Origin of the sequence: Limisalsivibrio acetivorans, from assembly GCF_000421105.1 — a bacterium.
Classification (GTDB): domain Bacteria; phylum Chrysiogenota; class Deferribacteres; order Deferribacterales; family Geovibrionaceae; genus Limisalsivibrio; species Limisalsivibrio acetivorans.
On record NZ_ATWF01000001.1, the window covers coordinates 394,246 to 409,247 of the forward strand.

The window sequence follows — 15,002 nt, forward strand, 5'->3', positions numbered from 1 at the left end:
CGCAATTAAATTGAATTGTATTCAATTTATGTAGTCGGAAGTTCGAGAGGGCAGGGTTTCCCTGCCCGAACAACGATGGAATTTCCATGGATGGAAAATTCCATACATAAAATCAGCCTCAGTATGCCTCCACATCAGGATCCGTAACATCCTCCGGCCTTACTGAATGGCGGAAAACGTAATAAGTCCAAACCTGATAAGCGATAACAACAGGAACGAACAGAACAACAACTACTGTCATGATCGTAAGAGTATACTCGCTTGAAGAGGTGTTGAAGGCTGTAAGGCTGTAAGCAGGATCGATCTTCGATGGGAGAAGATTGGGGAAAAGCCCGATTACACCTGTGAAAGTAACCATAACTATGGTTAAGCATGATGCGATGAAAGCCAGGAAAGAGCTCTTCTTAAAGAGTATGCCCAGGGCTAGGAGTGCCGCCACTGCTATTACAGGAACGAGCAGGAATGCAGGCATATCAAAGAAGTTGTTGAAAAGCGGAGTTACGAAATATGTCATAACAAGGAAAAGTACCGCTATTACAACCGTTGCAATCCAAAGTTTGGGAACCAAAGCCTTCGCCCTTACCTGTAAATCCCCTTCTGTCTTCATGCTTAGCCAGAGTGCGCCGTGGGTAAGAAAGAGGGCTACAAAGAGCACGCCTGTGAGCAGCCCGTAGGGATTGAGGAGGCTGAAAAGGTTTCCTCTGTATACGTTGTTTGCATCAATGAGAAGCCCCTCAAAGATGTTTCCAAATGCCACGCCGAATAGAAGAGCAGGTACAAAACTTCCAAGGAATATACAGGTATCCCATACTTTTTTCCATGTTTCGCTCTCCGCCTTTCCTCTGAATTCGAAGGCAACGCCTCTTATGATGAGACCGAAGAGGATCAGAAGAAGCGGTGTGTAGAGCCAGCTGAACATATAGGCGTATGTTGTTGGGAATGCCGCAAAAGTGGCACCGCCAGCTGTGATAAGCCATACTTCGTTACCATCCCATACAGGGCCCAGAGTGTTGATGATTATCCTTTTATCGGTGTCGTCCTTACCGAGGACGGGATGAAGCATTCCGGCACCGAAATCAAACCCGTCGAGCATAAAGTAGACCGCCCATAGCAGTCCCCAGAGTGCAAACCAGATTGTTTCTAACATTACTGCACCTCCCCTGCGGTCTGAGCGTTTTTAGGAGCTTCAGGACCTTTTCTGGCAAATTTAAAAAGAAGGTATATATCTACAACGCCAAGGGTTCCGTAGAAGACGAGGAAGCCGAGGAGCGAGAGGAATACCTGTGAAGTAGTTATATTAACCGATACCGCATCGGATGTTTTCATGAGTCCGTAAACGATCCAGGGCTGTCTGCCAACCTCTGCAACAATCCAGCCCACCTGTGCCGCAATATAGGGGAGTGGTATGGAATAGAGCAGAACCCTTAGAAGGAGCGTCTTGTTCTCTATAACACCCTTTCTCGAATAGTAGTATGCAAGCACAGTGAGCAGAAGGAACAGTGTTCCAAGACCCACCATGATACGGAAGCTGAAGAATGTCAGCCCCACAGGAGGACGTTCATCTTTTGGAATATCCTTAAGACCTGTCACCTCGGCATTGGGACTGTGATAAGCGAGTATGGATGCGAGCTTGGGGAGGGGGAGTATTTCTACACTGTTGCGCTCGTTCTCAGAATCGGGTACTGCGAACATTATAACGGGAGCACCTTCCTGGGTTTCCCATATAGATTCCATAGCGGCAAATTTTGAGGGCTGTGTTTTAGCAACCTCTGCAGCGTGGAAATCACCAATGAGAAATACTGCAAAAGCGGAAAGGAGACCGAATACCGAGGCTATCTTCATGGATTTTTTGAAGAGCTGTATCTCATTCTTCTTAAGGAGATGGTATGCGGATATTCCCATCACGAAGAATGCGCCTATCACCCAGCCGCTGGATACGGTGTGGAAGAATTTAAGCCAGGCATAGGGTGAAAATATTACAGCAACGAAGTCTACGAGTTCTGCCCTTCCGTTGCGTAGCTCATAGCCCACAGGATGCTGCATCCAGCCGTTTGCAATCAGAATCCATAGTGCTGAAAGGTTTGAACCGAGGGCAACCATCCAGATGGCGAAAAGGTGCGCCTTCTTTGATACCTTTTTCCAGCCGAAGATCCAGACACCGAGGAAAGTAGATTCAAGGAAAAATGCGACAGTAGCCTCGATGGCAAGGGGGGCTCCGAAGATATCACCCACATACTTAGAGTATTCAGCCCAGTTCATACCAAACTGAAACTCAAGGGTTATACCGGTTACTACTCCGATGGCGAAGTTGATAAGAAAGAGTTTACCCCAGAATTTCGTCATTCTGAGATAGTCCTGGTCACCGGTTCTCACATAGATAGTCTGCATAATAGCAACAAGTATAACCAGGCCAAGGGTCAGCGGTACGAAAATAAAATGAAAACCCGCTGTCATTGCGAACTGAAGCCGCGATAGCATTAATGCGTCCATATATACCTCCTAAGGAATTAAATACCTGCTTCGACCATACTGCAACCAAAGTTTGGACAATTTGTGTCCAATTAAATGAACCAAAAAAACTTCTTCTTTCGATACAGCCCGCACACTGTAGTTTCAGATCTGTTTATCCGTTATTATTAACTTATCTATTTTATACTATCCTTGTCTATTTTTTGTCAAGACTAATTGTACCTTTTTACTCTTATTATAACATGCAGATATATTGAACTTTTTATCCTAGTCAAGAAGTATGAATTGATGGGGTTTATGCGTATTGTATACAGTATGCATTGAATGACTCTGTAAACCGGTGTCGATTATTGATTTATCCAATGCCGTAATGGTTACTAATTGGCTGATCAGCGGGGGGAACCCTGGTCTTAATTTATCTGGGAAATTCATCCTCCTGAGAATTTCCCTGCCGCTATGCTCGGCAAAGCCTTCGCTTCGCTTACTTCCGGCTACATAAATTGAAAACAATTCAATTTAGTTGCGCCTTCAGGGCTTCCATACTTGGAAGCCTGTTACGTAACAACCTCAAATGTATGATTAGCATAAGCTTTCATGGATGAAAGCTGCTTGCGTAAGTGAGAGGAAGTCTCTTTCTTCGAACGGCAGAATAATTTCCATGGATGGAAAATTATTCAGATAGATAAAGGAGTTTTTAAGGGGATCCTAAGGGGAAAGTTTTCCCTAAAAATTTATCCTTAGTCTTATTCTTTACATAATCACATCCAAAATTAGTCACTAATCTCTTTGTCTTGCGCTTTCGCGCCCCATACTTTTTAAAAAAGTATGCAAAACTATTCCCTCATGGTTTTACATCCCCCATTGTTACTCATTTATTATCATAAATTCGTAAGTGATGGGGGTACCCTCATTTCACTCTTTTTCCACCTGAAATTTTGCTAATGCTGAGGAGTGTAACCGCATATCATACGTGAAAGTATTCAATATTTAGGATTACCTCGTCTGTCATATGCGGCCAAAACTTCCAGGCGGTTCCAAAAGAGCTTATTCGGCTGTAAAACATTCGGGGAAGATTAAGAGCGTTTGTGACAAAACTAGTTGTTGGCTACTAGTAACCACCTAACTGAAAAACCTCTTCACATCACACGTTGTTTTCTCTTGAGTGTAAACGTTATAGCTACCGATTAAATCTATGGAATTTCCCATCCATGGAAATTCCATTGTTGTTCAAGCGGGGGAACCCCACTCTCTCGTACTTCCGGCTACATCAGACCAGCAAAGCTGTTCTTCCTTTCGCCTTCAAGGCTTCCATCCATGGAAGCCTGTTGAGTAGCAACCATATTTGTATGATTAGCATAAGCTTTCATGGATGAAAGCTGCTTGCGTAAGTGAGAAGGAAGTCTCTTTCTTCGAACGGCAGAATAATTTCCATGGATGGAAAATTATTCAGATAGATAAAGGAGTTTTTGAGGGGTGCGGGGAACTTTGTTCCCTAAAAAGTTCCCTGCGATCTTAGGTTTACTAATCTATGGAAGCCTTTTGCATTTCAACCTTGCTTGTATGATTAGCATAAGCTTTCATGGACGAAAGCTCGCTTGCGTAAGTGAGAAGGAAGATTCTCAATCACCCCTTCAGCCAAAGGGCAGAGAATGGAGCCTCCTGAGCCATGCCTTTGAGGTCTGCTATACTTGTTTGAGCTAGGTCGGAGTAAAACTTCTCAAAAGCGTTTTTTACGATAACCAGTATGGCGCATCCCGGAACGGCATCGCAATCCCTCTGCTCATACTGACATGCAACGGTGGATTCTCCGTCCTCGAAGATCCGGAATATATCCGCAAAGGTTATATCGGAAGCATCACGGCCAAGGGTATACCCTCCCTTCACGCCGGGAGTTGCGCTAACAATCCCTTCCCGGCTGAGATCCTGCATAACCTTCGCCAGATATGTCTTTGATATATTCTGACGCTGGGCCAGCTCCTCAAGCTGAACAGCATCCCTTTCTTTATATGCTAAATATAAAACAGTATGTAGAGCATACTCAGTTTTCTTGGACATCCTCATATTCCGCACCCTCTTGAGGAATTTAGACAATTATTTAATTTATTTCAAGTTTTAGTATCCATCCATACCTGATATAATCGTTAAAAAATTCAAGGATTGGCAAAAATGGTAGAAACCGCTGTATTCGATCTGGACGGCACCGTCCTAGATACCCTTAACGATATCCACGAATCGCTCATGGAAACCCTTGAGCTGAACGGTCGACCCACATTTGATATAGATGTAACAGCAGGCTATGTGGGCAACGGGTTGCCAAAGCTTCTGGAAAGAGCAGTGGGTAAAGAGTATTACACCGAAGAACTATTGGAACACTTCAGGGATGTGTACAACCGCAGAATGGTTGAGACAACAACCTATTACTCCGGTGTAGAAGAGATGCTTTCCGTTCTGAAAAGCATGGGAATCCGGCTCATTGTCCTCTCAAATAAGGCCCGCATTTTCACAGACGGGATCATTACAGGTCTTGGTGCCGACAGGTACTTCGATGCCTGGTACGGTGGAGACAGCTTCCCAGAGAAAAAGCCCTCCCCACTCCCCTTACAGGTCATAATGCGGCGCTTCGCTTCCCCCATCGAGAAAACGGTGATTATCGGCGATAATTACACCGATATTGAATCGGGGCACGCCGCCGGGGTAAAAACTTGCTTTTGCGAATACGGATATGGTAAACTCGCCTCCGTCGAGCCGGATTACAGGGCATCTAAACCCAGCGATATTACATTATTTGTGAGGGATTTATGAACAAGATTGCCGTATTTGCCGATTTTATTCATTACGACAGCCGCATAGAGGAAAACAAGTATCTCCTTATTGATGGAGAAATCATAGAAGGACTGGCAGATAAGGCCCCCGATGGGTACGATATTAAAGAGAAGAAGAACGCAGCAATATTCCCTGCACTGATCAACACCCATACCCACCTTCCTATGTCCATATTCAGAGGGATGGCCGATGACCTGCCTCTCATGGACTGGCTCCAGAATCATATATGGCCGGCCGAAACAAAGTGGCTCTCCGATGAGTTCGTTCATGATGCCACCCTCCTCTCATGCATGGAGATGATACGATGCGGAACATCCACTGCCTTTGATATGTATTTCTTCTCAGGAGAAATTGCATCTGCCCTTTCCATGACGGGTCTCAAGGGTGTGGTAGGCGTTGGTGTACTGGATTTCCCAACAAAGTTTGCCAACAACGCCGATGAGTACATCAAGAAAGCTTCGGACCTTTACCACAGATACAAGGAACATCCGGATATCGATGTTTCCCTCTGTCCCCATGCGCCCTATACAGTGAGCCCTGAAAACTATCTTAAATGCGTTGATTTCTGCGGAAAGCACGACCTTGTTCTGCATACACACCTTGCAGAGACCGCCTTTGAGATAGGGCAGATAAAAGAGAAATACGGCAAAACACCCGTTGAAATAATGAACGAATCCGGCGCATTCGATATACGCTCCATCTTCGCCCACTGCGTTCATCTTACAGATGAAGAGATTGAACTAATGGGGGAGAAGAACGTAAATATCGCCCCCTGCACAGAGAGCAACCTTAAGCTTGTCAGCGGTTTTGCACCCCTTAAAAAGCTTATGGATGCTGGGGCAAACCTCACCATAGCCACGGACGGTGCCGCCAGCAATAACGATATAGACATGATCGGCGAGATGGCCACCACCGCAAAGGTGCATAAGGCGGTTAACCATGATGCAACGGCTTTCAGCGCAGAGACTGTTCTCAAAATGGCAACATCAAACGCCGCAAAGGGATTAGGACTTGGAAATACTGGCGAGCTGAAAGAGGGCTATAAGGCAGACTTCTTCGTGCTCAGCTTCGAGGATGCCGGAGTAACCCCTGTTTACAACCCGGTTTCCCATCTCGTCTATTCCGCAGGAAGGCATGATGTTACAGACACATATGTGAAAGGCAAACCGCTCATGGAGAACAGGCAGATCCTTGTGGCAGATGAGGAAGAGATTAAAAACAAAGCCCGCAGATGGGCAAAAAAGATAAAGGAAAGTAAGAACTGATGGATCCCAAAACCTATTCAAACCCTCTTAACGAAAGATACGCTAGCGAGGAGATGCTTTATATCTTCTCACCCCACAAGAAATTCACCACATGGCGCAAGCTCTGGATAGCTCTGGCAGAATCTGAGAAGGAGCTGGGGCTTGAGATAACAGATGAGCAGATCTCCGAGATGAAGGATAACATCGAGAACATCGATTTCGATTACGCCAAGGAGATGGAACGCAAGTTCCGCCACGATGTTATGGCCCATGTACACACCTACGGCAAGGCGTGCCCCAAGGCTATGCCTATCATACACCTCGGGGCAACCAGTGCGTATGTTGGTGATAACACGGATGTAATCGTTCTTCGTGAGGGGATGCAGGTTATCAGGCGAAAGCTTGCCGCTGTAATGAACAACCTGGCCCGCTTTGCGATGGAACATAAATCCATGCCTGCCCTCGGTTTCACCCATTTCCAACCCGCCCAGCTTACCACGGTGGGCAAACGTGCCTGTCTTTGGCTACAGGATATGATGCTTGATTTCGAAGCCCTAGATTTCGCCATAGACAACATACGATTCAGGGGCGTTAAGGGAACCACAGGAACCCAGGCAAGCTTTCTCCACCTTTTCGGCGGCGACCACGACAAGGTCCGCATGCTGGACAGGCTTGTCACCGATAAGATGGGGTTCGACAAGTTTCTCACCATCACAGGGCAGACATACACCAGAAAGCAGGATACAAGGGTGCTTTCCGCCCTCGCTTCCGTTGCCGAAACCGCCCATAAGATGGCCACCGACATCAGGCTCCTTGCCAACCTCAAGGAGGTCGAAGAGCCCTTTGAGAAGAACCAGATAGGCTCCAGCGCCATGGCGTATAAAAGAAACCCCATGCGAAGCGAGCGTGTCTGCTCACTTGCAAGGCATGTAATAACTCTCTCCATGAACCCCTACATGACCCACTCCACGCAGTGGTTTGAGCGTACCCTTGATGATTCCGCTAACCGTAGAATATCAAACTCAGAGGCGTTCCTTACCCTCGATGCGATACTCGAACTGCTGTACAATATCACCGACGGAATGGTCGTTTACGAAAAGATGATCCACAAGCGTGTTATGGAGGAGCTCCCCTTCATGGCAACGGAGAATATCATCATGGAATCGGTAAAACGTGGCGGAGATAGACAGGAGCTCCACGAGATCGTGCGCCAGTGCTCCATGGAAGCTGCAAAACAGGTTAAGATGGAAGGATTAGAAAACGACCTTTTGGACAGACTTGCCGCCCATGAGGATGTTCCTCTCACAAAAGATGAAATAGACGAATTGCTCGACCCTGTCAAATTTGTCGGCCGTGCACCGGAGCAAACAACTGAGTTCATAAATGAAGAGGTCAAACCCGTCCTCGAATGCTTTAAGGATGAACTCAAGCTCGATGTGGATATAAAGGTATAGGGATTATGACTAAGGGGAAATCTCTAAGGGAAACCTTCCCCTTAGAATCCCCTTTATTTTGCTTATGCAAAACTACATAAGCATTTAGAAATCTCCTCAAAATGTTTTTTTGAGGGGTGCGGGGAACTTTGTTCCTAAAAAGTTCCCTGCGATCTTTTTCTTTCACACTTATATTCGTAATTAGTCACTAACTTATTTGTTTTGCGCTTTCGCGCCACATACTTTTTAGAAAAGTATGCAAAACTATTCCCTCAGGGTTTTCCAGCCGCCATTGTTACTCATTTATTATCATAAATTCGTAATAGATCGTGGTTCCCTCATTTCACTCTTTTTCCACCTGAAGTTTTGCTGATGCTGAGGAGTGTAACCGCACTTCATATATTTAAGATGTTCAACATTTAAGATTAACTCATCTATCATGTGCGGCCAAAACTTCCGGGCGGTTCCAAAAGAGCTTATTCGGCTGTAAAACATTCGGGGAAGATTAAGAGCGTTTGTGACAAAACTGGTTATGGGCTACTAGTAGCCATCTAACTGGAAAACCTCTTCACGTCTCACGTTGTTTTCTCTTGAGCGTAAACGTTATAGCCAACTTGATTCAATTCTGACGATGAAGGTTTATGAGTAAACAGCCAACATGGATGTTGGCTCTGAAGGCGAAAGAAAGAACAGCTTTGCTGGTCTGACGTAGCCGGAAGTAAGCGGAGCGAAGGCTTTGCCGAGTGAAGCGGCAATGGAATTTCCATGGATGGAAAATTCCATAGATAAAAATAAGCCCTGTCTTAAAACAATGCGATATTGAACAGTAACTAAAATAAGCATCCTACCTCCCCGCGGATTATTCTATTGTCAACATGATCGACATGTAATAAGATCCTGCTATGAGCAATAAAAACCTCGAAATCATTTGTAAGAAAACTGTGGATCTTGGACAGAAGCTTCTCGAAGCTGATGTTGACGAGAAGTATGTCCAGAGACTAAATGAATACAATAACTTCTTCGGCCAAGCTCTACAGATTATTAAAGAAAAAGATATTGACGCTACCGAGCGAGAGGAGCTTCAAAGGCTCCATGAGTTCCATAGAAAGCTTGAGGCGAAACTGCAGGATGATAAGCAGAAGCTTAGAGCGGTGATCCAGAGTTTGAATAAAGGTTCATCGCTCAGAAAGAAATATTACGGCGGAAAGAAGAGCCCCAAGGCCTTTGACAGGAAATGCTGAAATAATATCTCATCCTTGTATACCCCATCTAGAACTCCCCATAAGTGTTTAATATCAAGCTATTGCTAAAAAGGAACAATTACCGGTTCATGGAGCATAAGTTCCTATTGAATATAATAATTGATTATAAGAAGAAGGGCAGAAACTCGTAAACCATTGGTAAAAGGTGTAAACGTATGTTTTTAAGATGTATCTGATTCTAAAGACACAACAAAGGAGGAAATATCGATATGATATTTCCTAGTCATGACAGACAGTAAGAGGAAGACCTGAAGATTAGCAGGACTTAGCTCATCTTGATGAGCAGTTCCTTAATCTCTTTACCAGGCTTAAAGTAGGGAACCTTCTTAGAGGGAACCTGAACCTTTTCACCGGTTTTGGGGTTTCTTCCGGTCTTGGAGTTCTTCTCTCTGATTTTGAAGCTTCCAAAGCCTCGAATCTCGACCTTGTCGTCTTCCTTAAGAGCTTCTTTGATTGAGTTGAAAACGCCGTTCACAATAAACTCGATCTGCTTTTTTGTCAGATTCTGGTTTTCCGCTGCAATCGCTTCGATCAGCTCTGATTTGGTCATAGCTAGCTCCTTTAACTTCTGAATTATCCAATAGACTGTGATATCGAAATTTTTAATTTACAACATTATATCCAATGCCCTATAAAGTGTAAAGTGAAATGCCCATATTTTTTTAGTGTATCCTCTTTATATTGAACCATAATTTAAGGGAAAGAATGTCAAATTTTTTAAAAGGTATAATCAAGTCATCTTTTGGAATCCTTACCAGCCGTGTATTCGGGCTCCTTCGGGATATTTCCATTGCCGCATTTTACGGAGCAAATGCTCTCACCGATGCTTTTTTTGTAGCCTATGCAATACCTAATCTTTTCCGTGCTTTTTTTGCAGAGGGAGCACTTTCCTCGGCATTCGTTCCATTCCTAAGCGACAATATGAAAGATGATAAGCGATCTGCAAACCAGTACCTCACGAGCATGTTTATATTCCTTGCGCTTATAACCTCAGGTATCGTACTGCTGTTTATTATGTTCCCGAAGCCAGTGATAATGCTCTTCATGCCCGGCTATGCGGACGATGCCGAGCTGATAGCCACCGCCGCCGGAATGCTCCGCTTTGTTATGCCGTATCTCCTTTTCATCAGTCTCTGCGGTCTTTTCACGGGTTTTTTGTACCTTCACAACAGCTACTATGTTCCATATTCATCCACAGCGCTTCTTAATATCTCGATGATTGCAGGTGCATACCTCGGTTTCCGTTTCGGCGGTGACATATACTGGCTCTGCTACGGTGTAATAGCTGGCGGTGCCATCCAACTGATGTATATATTATTCTTCGCATTCCTCAATGGCTATAGACCGTCGCTCAGCGGGATACACCCCGATGTACCTAAAACATTCCGTAAGATACTCCCTTCCATCGCCGGGCTAGGGATTACCCAGCTCTATTTCACACTCGGCCGCATAATCGCCTCCTTTCTGGATGAGGGGAGCATCTCATATTTATACTATGCGGACAGGATCTTTCAGCTCCCCTTAGGCATGTTTGCCATAGCCGTGGGTTCGGTGACGCTTACGGAGATAAGCAGGGCAAACACCGATGGAGACGCCATCCGCAGGGGGGATCTGATAGATAAAGGGGTAATGGCCATATTCCTTATTATTATCCCCGCTGCACTCGGGCTTATACTTGTGGGAGCTCCCGTTGTGGAGGTTGTGTACGCCAGGCGAGAATTCGACAATGCGGATCTTTATGGAACCGCCCAGGCGCTTGTAATGTTCTGTATCGGTATGCTCTTTTTTTCCTACACAAGCCTCTTCAGCAAGGTGTTCTTCTCTGAGAAGGATATGAAAACCCCCGTCAAGGGAGCTCTTGCCGGATTGATAGTGTATATAATTGCCAATGCGCTCTTCATCAAGCCCTTCGGCCATGCGGGCATTGCCCTCGCTTCTGCCTGCTCCGCCATAACAAACACCTGCTTCCTTTATGTACGTCTGAGGGATTACAGGTTTGACTTTGGAAGGAATGCCGGCACGCTGATAAGGATCGTCCTCTCAGCCGCAATCATGTGTGCCGTTCTTCTTGTATCGGATAAAAGCGGTCTTCATGTCTTGATAACTATTCCCCTTTGCGTTATTGTCTATTTTGTCGCCCTTAGAGGGGCGGGAATAAGGATAAGGACGCTTCTGCGATGAAACTTTGTATACAGCGTGTCTCCTCCGCCTTTGTTAAAGTGAACGGGGAGAGTGTTTCTGAGATAGATAAAGGTTTGCTGATCCTCTTCGGGGCGGAAGAGGGTGATCGTGATGAGTATATCGACTACCTTGCACGCAAGGCATGCGGACTTCGTATATTCGAGCGTGACGGCAAGATGAACGACTCCGTCAAAGATATTGACGGTGAGGTTATCGTTGTAAGCCAGTTTACCCTTGCAGGCAAGGCTGATAAAGGGCTCAGGCCCGATTTCACAAACGCCCTCGAACCCGTTGAGGCGGAACGGATGTATGAGCTTTTTCTGGATAGGTGCAGAGCGGAGCTTGGAATGAACAAAGTGGGCTCTGGAGTGTTCAGAGAATATATGGAGGTCGGTCTTGTGAACGACGGCCCCGTTACGATAATACTTGAAAAGAAGGAGTAGTAATGCGTATAGAAACTGTTATTCTTCAGCCGCTTTCGGTGAACTGCTACCTTATAGTCTCCGATGACAAAGAGGCCCTCATAGTTGACCCCGGCGGTGAGCCCGAGCGGGTTGCGGCAAAGATCGAAGAGCTTGGTGTTAAGCCTGTGGGGATAATAAACACCCATGGCCATTTTGATCACATAGGAGGAGTAACCGAACTGAAGAACAGGTACGGGATTCCATTTTCAATACATAAGGATGATGATTTTCTTCTTACCCAGTCTGTGGACCATGCAGCAAAGTTCGGTTTCCCGAGGATAGACCCTCCGAAGGCGGAGAGACTTCTTTCAGACGGCGACAAAATAGAGTTCGGCGGCGAAGAGATAGAGGTTATACACACACCCGGACACACGCCCGGCGGTGTAAGCTTATACATACCGGCAATAAAAACAGCCATTACCGGAGATACGCTCTTCCGTGAGGCTGTGGGACGGAGTGATTTCCCCTATGCAGAGCATGAAACACTTATCAAGAGCGTTAAGGAGAGACTCCTTGTTCTTCCGGACGAGACAAAGGTGCTCCCCGGGCATGACATACCCAGCACAATCGGGCATGAGAAGAAGTGGAACCCCTTTACTTGATCGCATAAGCTATGGAGAATTAAGGTATTTTCTCCTGCGGGCGGCTAGTTGACTTATGACAGGAATATGTTAATATATATCAGATGAAATCATTACTTGTGGACACATCAGGTGACAGGCTTTCAGTGTCTCTAGGCATAAGGGGAGAGAGGGTAGACTCCGGTATTTCCGTTGCGGCGGATTCTAGTATCAACGAAAACCTTCTTAAATCAATAGATTATCTATTATCCAGTTCCTCTACGACCCTTGACGGCATTGAAAGCTTTTATGTTGTTACGGGGCCGGGTTCCTTTACGGGAATACGGATCGGTGTTTCCACAGTTCTGGGGCTTGCCGCTGGTTTGGGCAAGGTTCCCATGGGCATATCCTCCCTTGATGCCTATGCCCTTTTGAAGGGCGAGGGGAGTTTCGTTGTATATGCCAAGCTCAGGGGAAAGAACTGCCTCCGAAAGAGTTACGATTTTGATAATAATGAATTTTCCGGATACGAGCAGGTTAAGCTGGAGGATGAATCCGAGGCTGAGCACAGGGTTAACTGGAACCAGAAGAGCACGGTTAATCTGAGCGAAGCACTGGCATCCCCGCTGTTTGAGAACTTTCTTACGGAATATGCACCCCTCTACTTCAGAAAGTCGGAGGCGGAGATAAACTTTGATAAGAGACGCAGCCTGCAGGGATCTGGAACAAGTTTGTGATATAGAAAAGGCCTCCTTTCCGAAGCCTTGGAGCAGGGAAAGCTTTCTCGCCGAGATCGAGCGCGAACGGGGCATCTTCAAGGTTTTGGAGATAGAAGGAAGGGTGGCAGGTTACTTTGTTATATGGACGGTTCTGGACGAAGCGGAGCTTGCAAACATCGCCGTTTCACCTGAACATAGAGGCAGAGGGCTCGGAAAGCTCCTGCTCGCAAATGCCGTGGCTTCGGCGAAGGACGCTAAGGAGGTGTTTCTTGAGGTTGCTGTTGAAAACAGGCCGGCAATTCTCCTCTATGAGTCTTACGGGTTTAAAAAAGTAGGTCTGATCAGGAGCTACTACGGCCAGGGTAAGGATGCAAATATTATGAAGTTCAGCATTGAGGAAGAGGTGAATGATGTTGAAAACAGACTCTAATCTTATCGAGAATATCAAAGAGCAGAACAGCGAGTTTAAGGTCTTGTTCGAAGAGCATGTAAGACTCGAGCAGGATCTCGAAGCCCTTCTTAGCCTTAAATACTACCCCCCCGAAGTCGAAGCTAAAATCAAAGAGATAAAGAAGAAGAAACTTGCAGGAAAGGACAAGATGGAGAGGATTGCGGCGGACTACCAAGGCGATGTCTCCGAGAATAACTAGTAAATATTATTCCAGAGGGTAAGGATGGATCAGAAGAAATACGTTTTTACTTCCGAATCAGTTACGGAAGGGCACCCCGACAAGATTGCAGACCAGATATCAGATGCTATTCTTGACGCCATGCTCGCCGACGATCCCTACAGCAGGGTCGCCTGCGAAACAATGGTAACCACCGGTCTTTGTGTCATCGCCGGCGAGATAACCACCAGAACCTATGTAGACATACCCGGTGTCGTAAGGGACACCATCAAGGATATCGGCTATACAAGAGCCAAGTACGGGTTCGATTACGAAACTTGCGGAGTTATGGTCTCCATAGACAAGCAGTCCGCAGATATCGCCATGGGTGTTGACACTGGCGGAGCCGGTGATCAGGGTCTTATGTTCGGTTTCGCATGCGATGAGACTGAAGAGCTTATGCCCCTCCCCATAACCCTTGCCCACAAGCTTACCATGCAGCTTTCCGAGGTTCGCAAAAAGGATATTCTCCCCTATCTGCGTCCCGACGGCAAGGCTCAGGTTACAGTTGAATACGACGGCGACAAGCCCACAAGGGTGGATACAGTAGTTATCTCCACCCAGCACTCCGAAGAGATCAAGCTTCAGGATCTTCGTGAGGACATCATTGAGAAGGTTATCAAGCCCGTTATACCGGCTGATCTCCTTGATCCTGAGAATATCACATACCATATAAACCCCACTGGACGCTTCGTTGTGGGCGGCCCCATGGGTGACTGCGGCCTTACGGGACGTAAGATCATCGTAGATACCTACGGCGGTTCCGGACGTCACGGCGGAGGAGCATTCAGCGGTAAGGACCCCTCCAAGGTGGACAGAAGCGCAGCTTACGCCGCCAGATGGGTGGCTAAGAACATCGTTGCTGCAGGTCTTGCCAAGAAGTGCGAGATACAGCTTGCCTATGCCATCGGTGTTGTGGAGCCTGTTTCCATCAATGTTAAGACCTTCGGCACAAGCACAGTGGACGAGGTTGTTATTGAGGATGCGGTGGAGAAGGTCTTTGACCTCACTCCCAAGGGGATCATGGATTCCCTCGATCTCCGTAAACCCATTTACAGGAAAGCCGCCGCCTACGGACATTTCGGTAGACCCGAGTTCCCGTGGGAGAAGACTAATATGGTGGACGAACTTAAAAAGGCTATTGGTTAATAAACGTCTTATGCCCCGGCCCATGCTGGT

At 46.3% G+C, this 15,002-nt stretch carries 15 protein-coding genes; 11 read left to right on the plus strand and 4 right to left on the minus strand.

Translation table 11 applies throughout. The features are described from left to right. Positions 1-118 precede the first annotated feature (118 nt). The 3 genes from cydB to K300_RS15870 form a co-directional block, all read right to left on the minus strand. Entirely contained in the window at positions 119-1,147 is a 1,029-nt protein-coding gene (cydB, locus tag K300_RS0101870) for a cytochrome d ubiquinol oxidase subunit II (RefSeq protein WP_022849966.1), read from the minus strand. After that, on the minus strand, positions 1,147-2,490 hold the full coding sequence (locus K300_RS0101875) for a cytochrome ubiquinol oxidase subunit I (protein WP_022849967.1): 1,344 nt from the start codon (positions 2,488-2,490) through the stop codon (positions 1,147-1,149). The genes cydB and K300_RS0101875 overlap by 1 nt, the downstream gene beginning before the upstream one ends. A 1,602-nt stretch (positions 2,491-4,092) precedes the next feature. Then, entirely contained in the window at positions 4,093-4,524 is a 432-nt protein-coding gene (locus K300_RS15870; RefSeq protein WP_162139835.1) for an RrF2 family transcriptional regulator, read from the minus strand. Positions 4,525-4,635: 111 nt separating this feature from the next. On the opposite strand from K300_RS15870, the gene K300_RS0101885 reads away from it, so the two are divergent. The 4 genes from K300_RS0101885 (at position 4,636) to K300_RS0101900 (ending at position 9,210) form a co-directional block, all read left to right on the plus strand. Continuing rightward, on the plus strand, positions 4,636-5,271 hold the full coding sequence (locus K300_RS0101885) for an HAD family hydrolase (protein ID WP_022849969.1): 636 nt from the start codon (positions 4,636-4,638) through the stop codon (positions 5,269-5,271). Continuing rightward, positions 5,268-6,557, plus strand: coding sequence for an amidohydrolase family protein (locus K300_RS0101890; protein ID WP_022849970.1), 1,290 nt, complete (start codon positions 5,268-5,270; stop codon positions 6,555-6,557). The genes K300_RS0101885 and K300_RS0101890 overlap by 4 nt, the downstream gene beginning before the upstream one ends. Beyond that, a complete protein-coding gene (purB, locus tag K300_RS0101895) occupies positions 6,557-7,990 on the plus strand; it encodes an adenylosuccinate lyase (protein ID WP_022849971.1) in 1,434 nt (477 codons plus the stop codon). Before K300_RS0101890 ends, purB begins: the two co-directional genes overlap by 1 nt. Positions 7,991-8,871: 881 nt before the next feature. Beyond that, complete coding sequence (locus K300_RS0101900; protein WP_022849972.1) at positions 8,872-9,210, plus strand: hypothetical protein; 339 nt, start codon at positions 8,872-8,874, stop codon at positions 9,208-9,210. Between the two features lie 286 nt (positions 9,211-9,496). Here the strand turns inward: K300_RS0101900 and K300_RS0101905 are convergent, their stop codons facing one another. Continuing rightward, a complete protein-coding gene (locus K300_RS0101905; protein WP_022849973.1) occupies positions 9,497-9,781 on the minus strand; it encodes an integration host factor subunit beta in 285 nt (94 codons plus the stop codon). 155 nt (positions 9,782-9,936) lie between these two features. Between K300_RS0101905 and murJ the strand changes: the two genes are divergently transcribed. The 7 genes from murJ (at position 9,937) to metK (ending at position 14,972) form a co-directional block, all read left to right on the plus strand. Then, positions 9,937-11,412: a murein biosynthesis integral membrane protein MurJ gene (gene murJ, locus K300_RS0101910; protein ID WP_022849974.1), complete on the plus strand. Its 1,476-nt coding sequence runs from the start codon at positions 9,937-9,939 to the stop codon at positions 11,410-11,412. Then, a complete protein-coding gene (gene dtd / locus K300_RS0101915) occupies positions 11,409-11,855 on the plus strand; it encodes a D-aminoacyl-tRNA deacylase (RefSeq protein ID WP_022849975.1) in 447 nt (148 codons plus the stop codon). The genes murJ and dtd overlap by 4 nt, the downstream gene beginning before the upstream one ends. 2 nt (positions 11,856-11,857) lie before the next feature. Then, positions 11,858-12,478 carry an MBL fold metallo-hydrolase gene (locus K300_RS0101920; RefSeq protein WP_022849976.1) on the plus strand — a complete coding sequence of 207 codons (621 nt, stop codon included), beginning with the start codon at positions 11,858-11,860 and terminating at the stop codon, positions 12,476-12,478. 83 nt (positions 12,479-12,561) lie between these two features. Further along, the gene (gene tsaB, locus K300_RS15875; RefSeq protein ID WP_022849977.1) at positions 12,562-13,173 is read left to right on the plus strand and encodes a tRNA (adenosine(37)-N6)-threonylcarbamoyltransferase complex dimerization subunit type 1 TsaB; all 612 of its coding nucleotides are present in this window, start codon (positions 12,562-12,564) and stop codon (positions 13,171-13,173) included. Further along, positions 13,130-13,585, plus strand: coding sequence for a ribosomal protein S18-alanine N-acetyltransferase (gene rimI / locus K300_RS0101930; RefSeq protein WP_022849978.1), 456 nt, complete (start codon positions 13,130-13,132; stop codon positions 13,583-13,585). The genes tsaB and rimI overlap by 44 nt, the downstream gene beginning before the upstream one ends. Then, positions 13,566-13,805, plus strand: coding sequence for a DUF465 domain-containing protein (locus tag K300_RS0101935; RefSeq protein ID WP_022849979.1), 240 nt, complete (start codon positions 13,566-13,568; stop codon positions 13,803-13,805). The genes rimI and K300_RS0101935 overlap by 20 nt, the downstream gene beginning before the upstream one ends. Positions 13,806-13,829: 24 nt before the next feature. After that, positions 13,830-14,972, plus strand: coding sequence for a methionine adenosyltransferase (metK, locus tag K300_RS0101940; protein WP_022849980.1), 1,143 nt, complete (start codon positions 13,830-13,832; stop codon positions 14,970-14,972). The last annotated feature ends 30 nt before the right edge of the window (positions 14,973-15,002 follow it).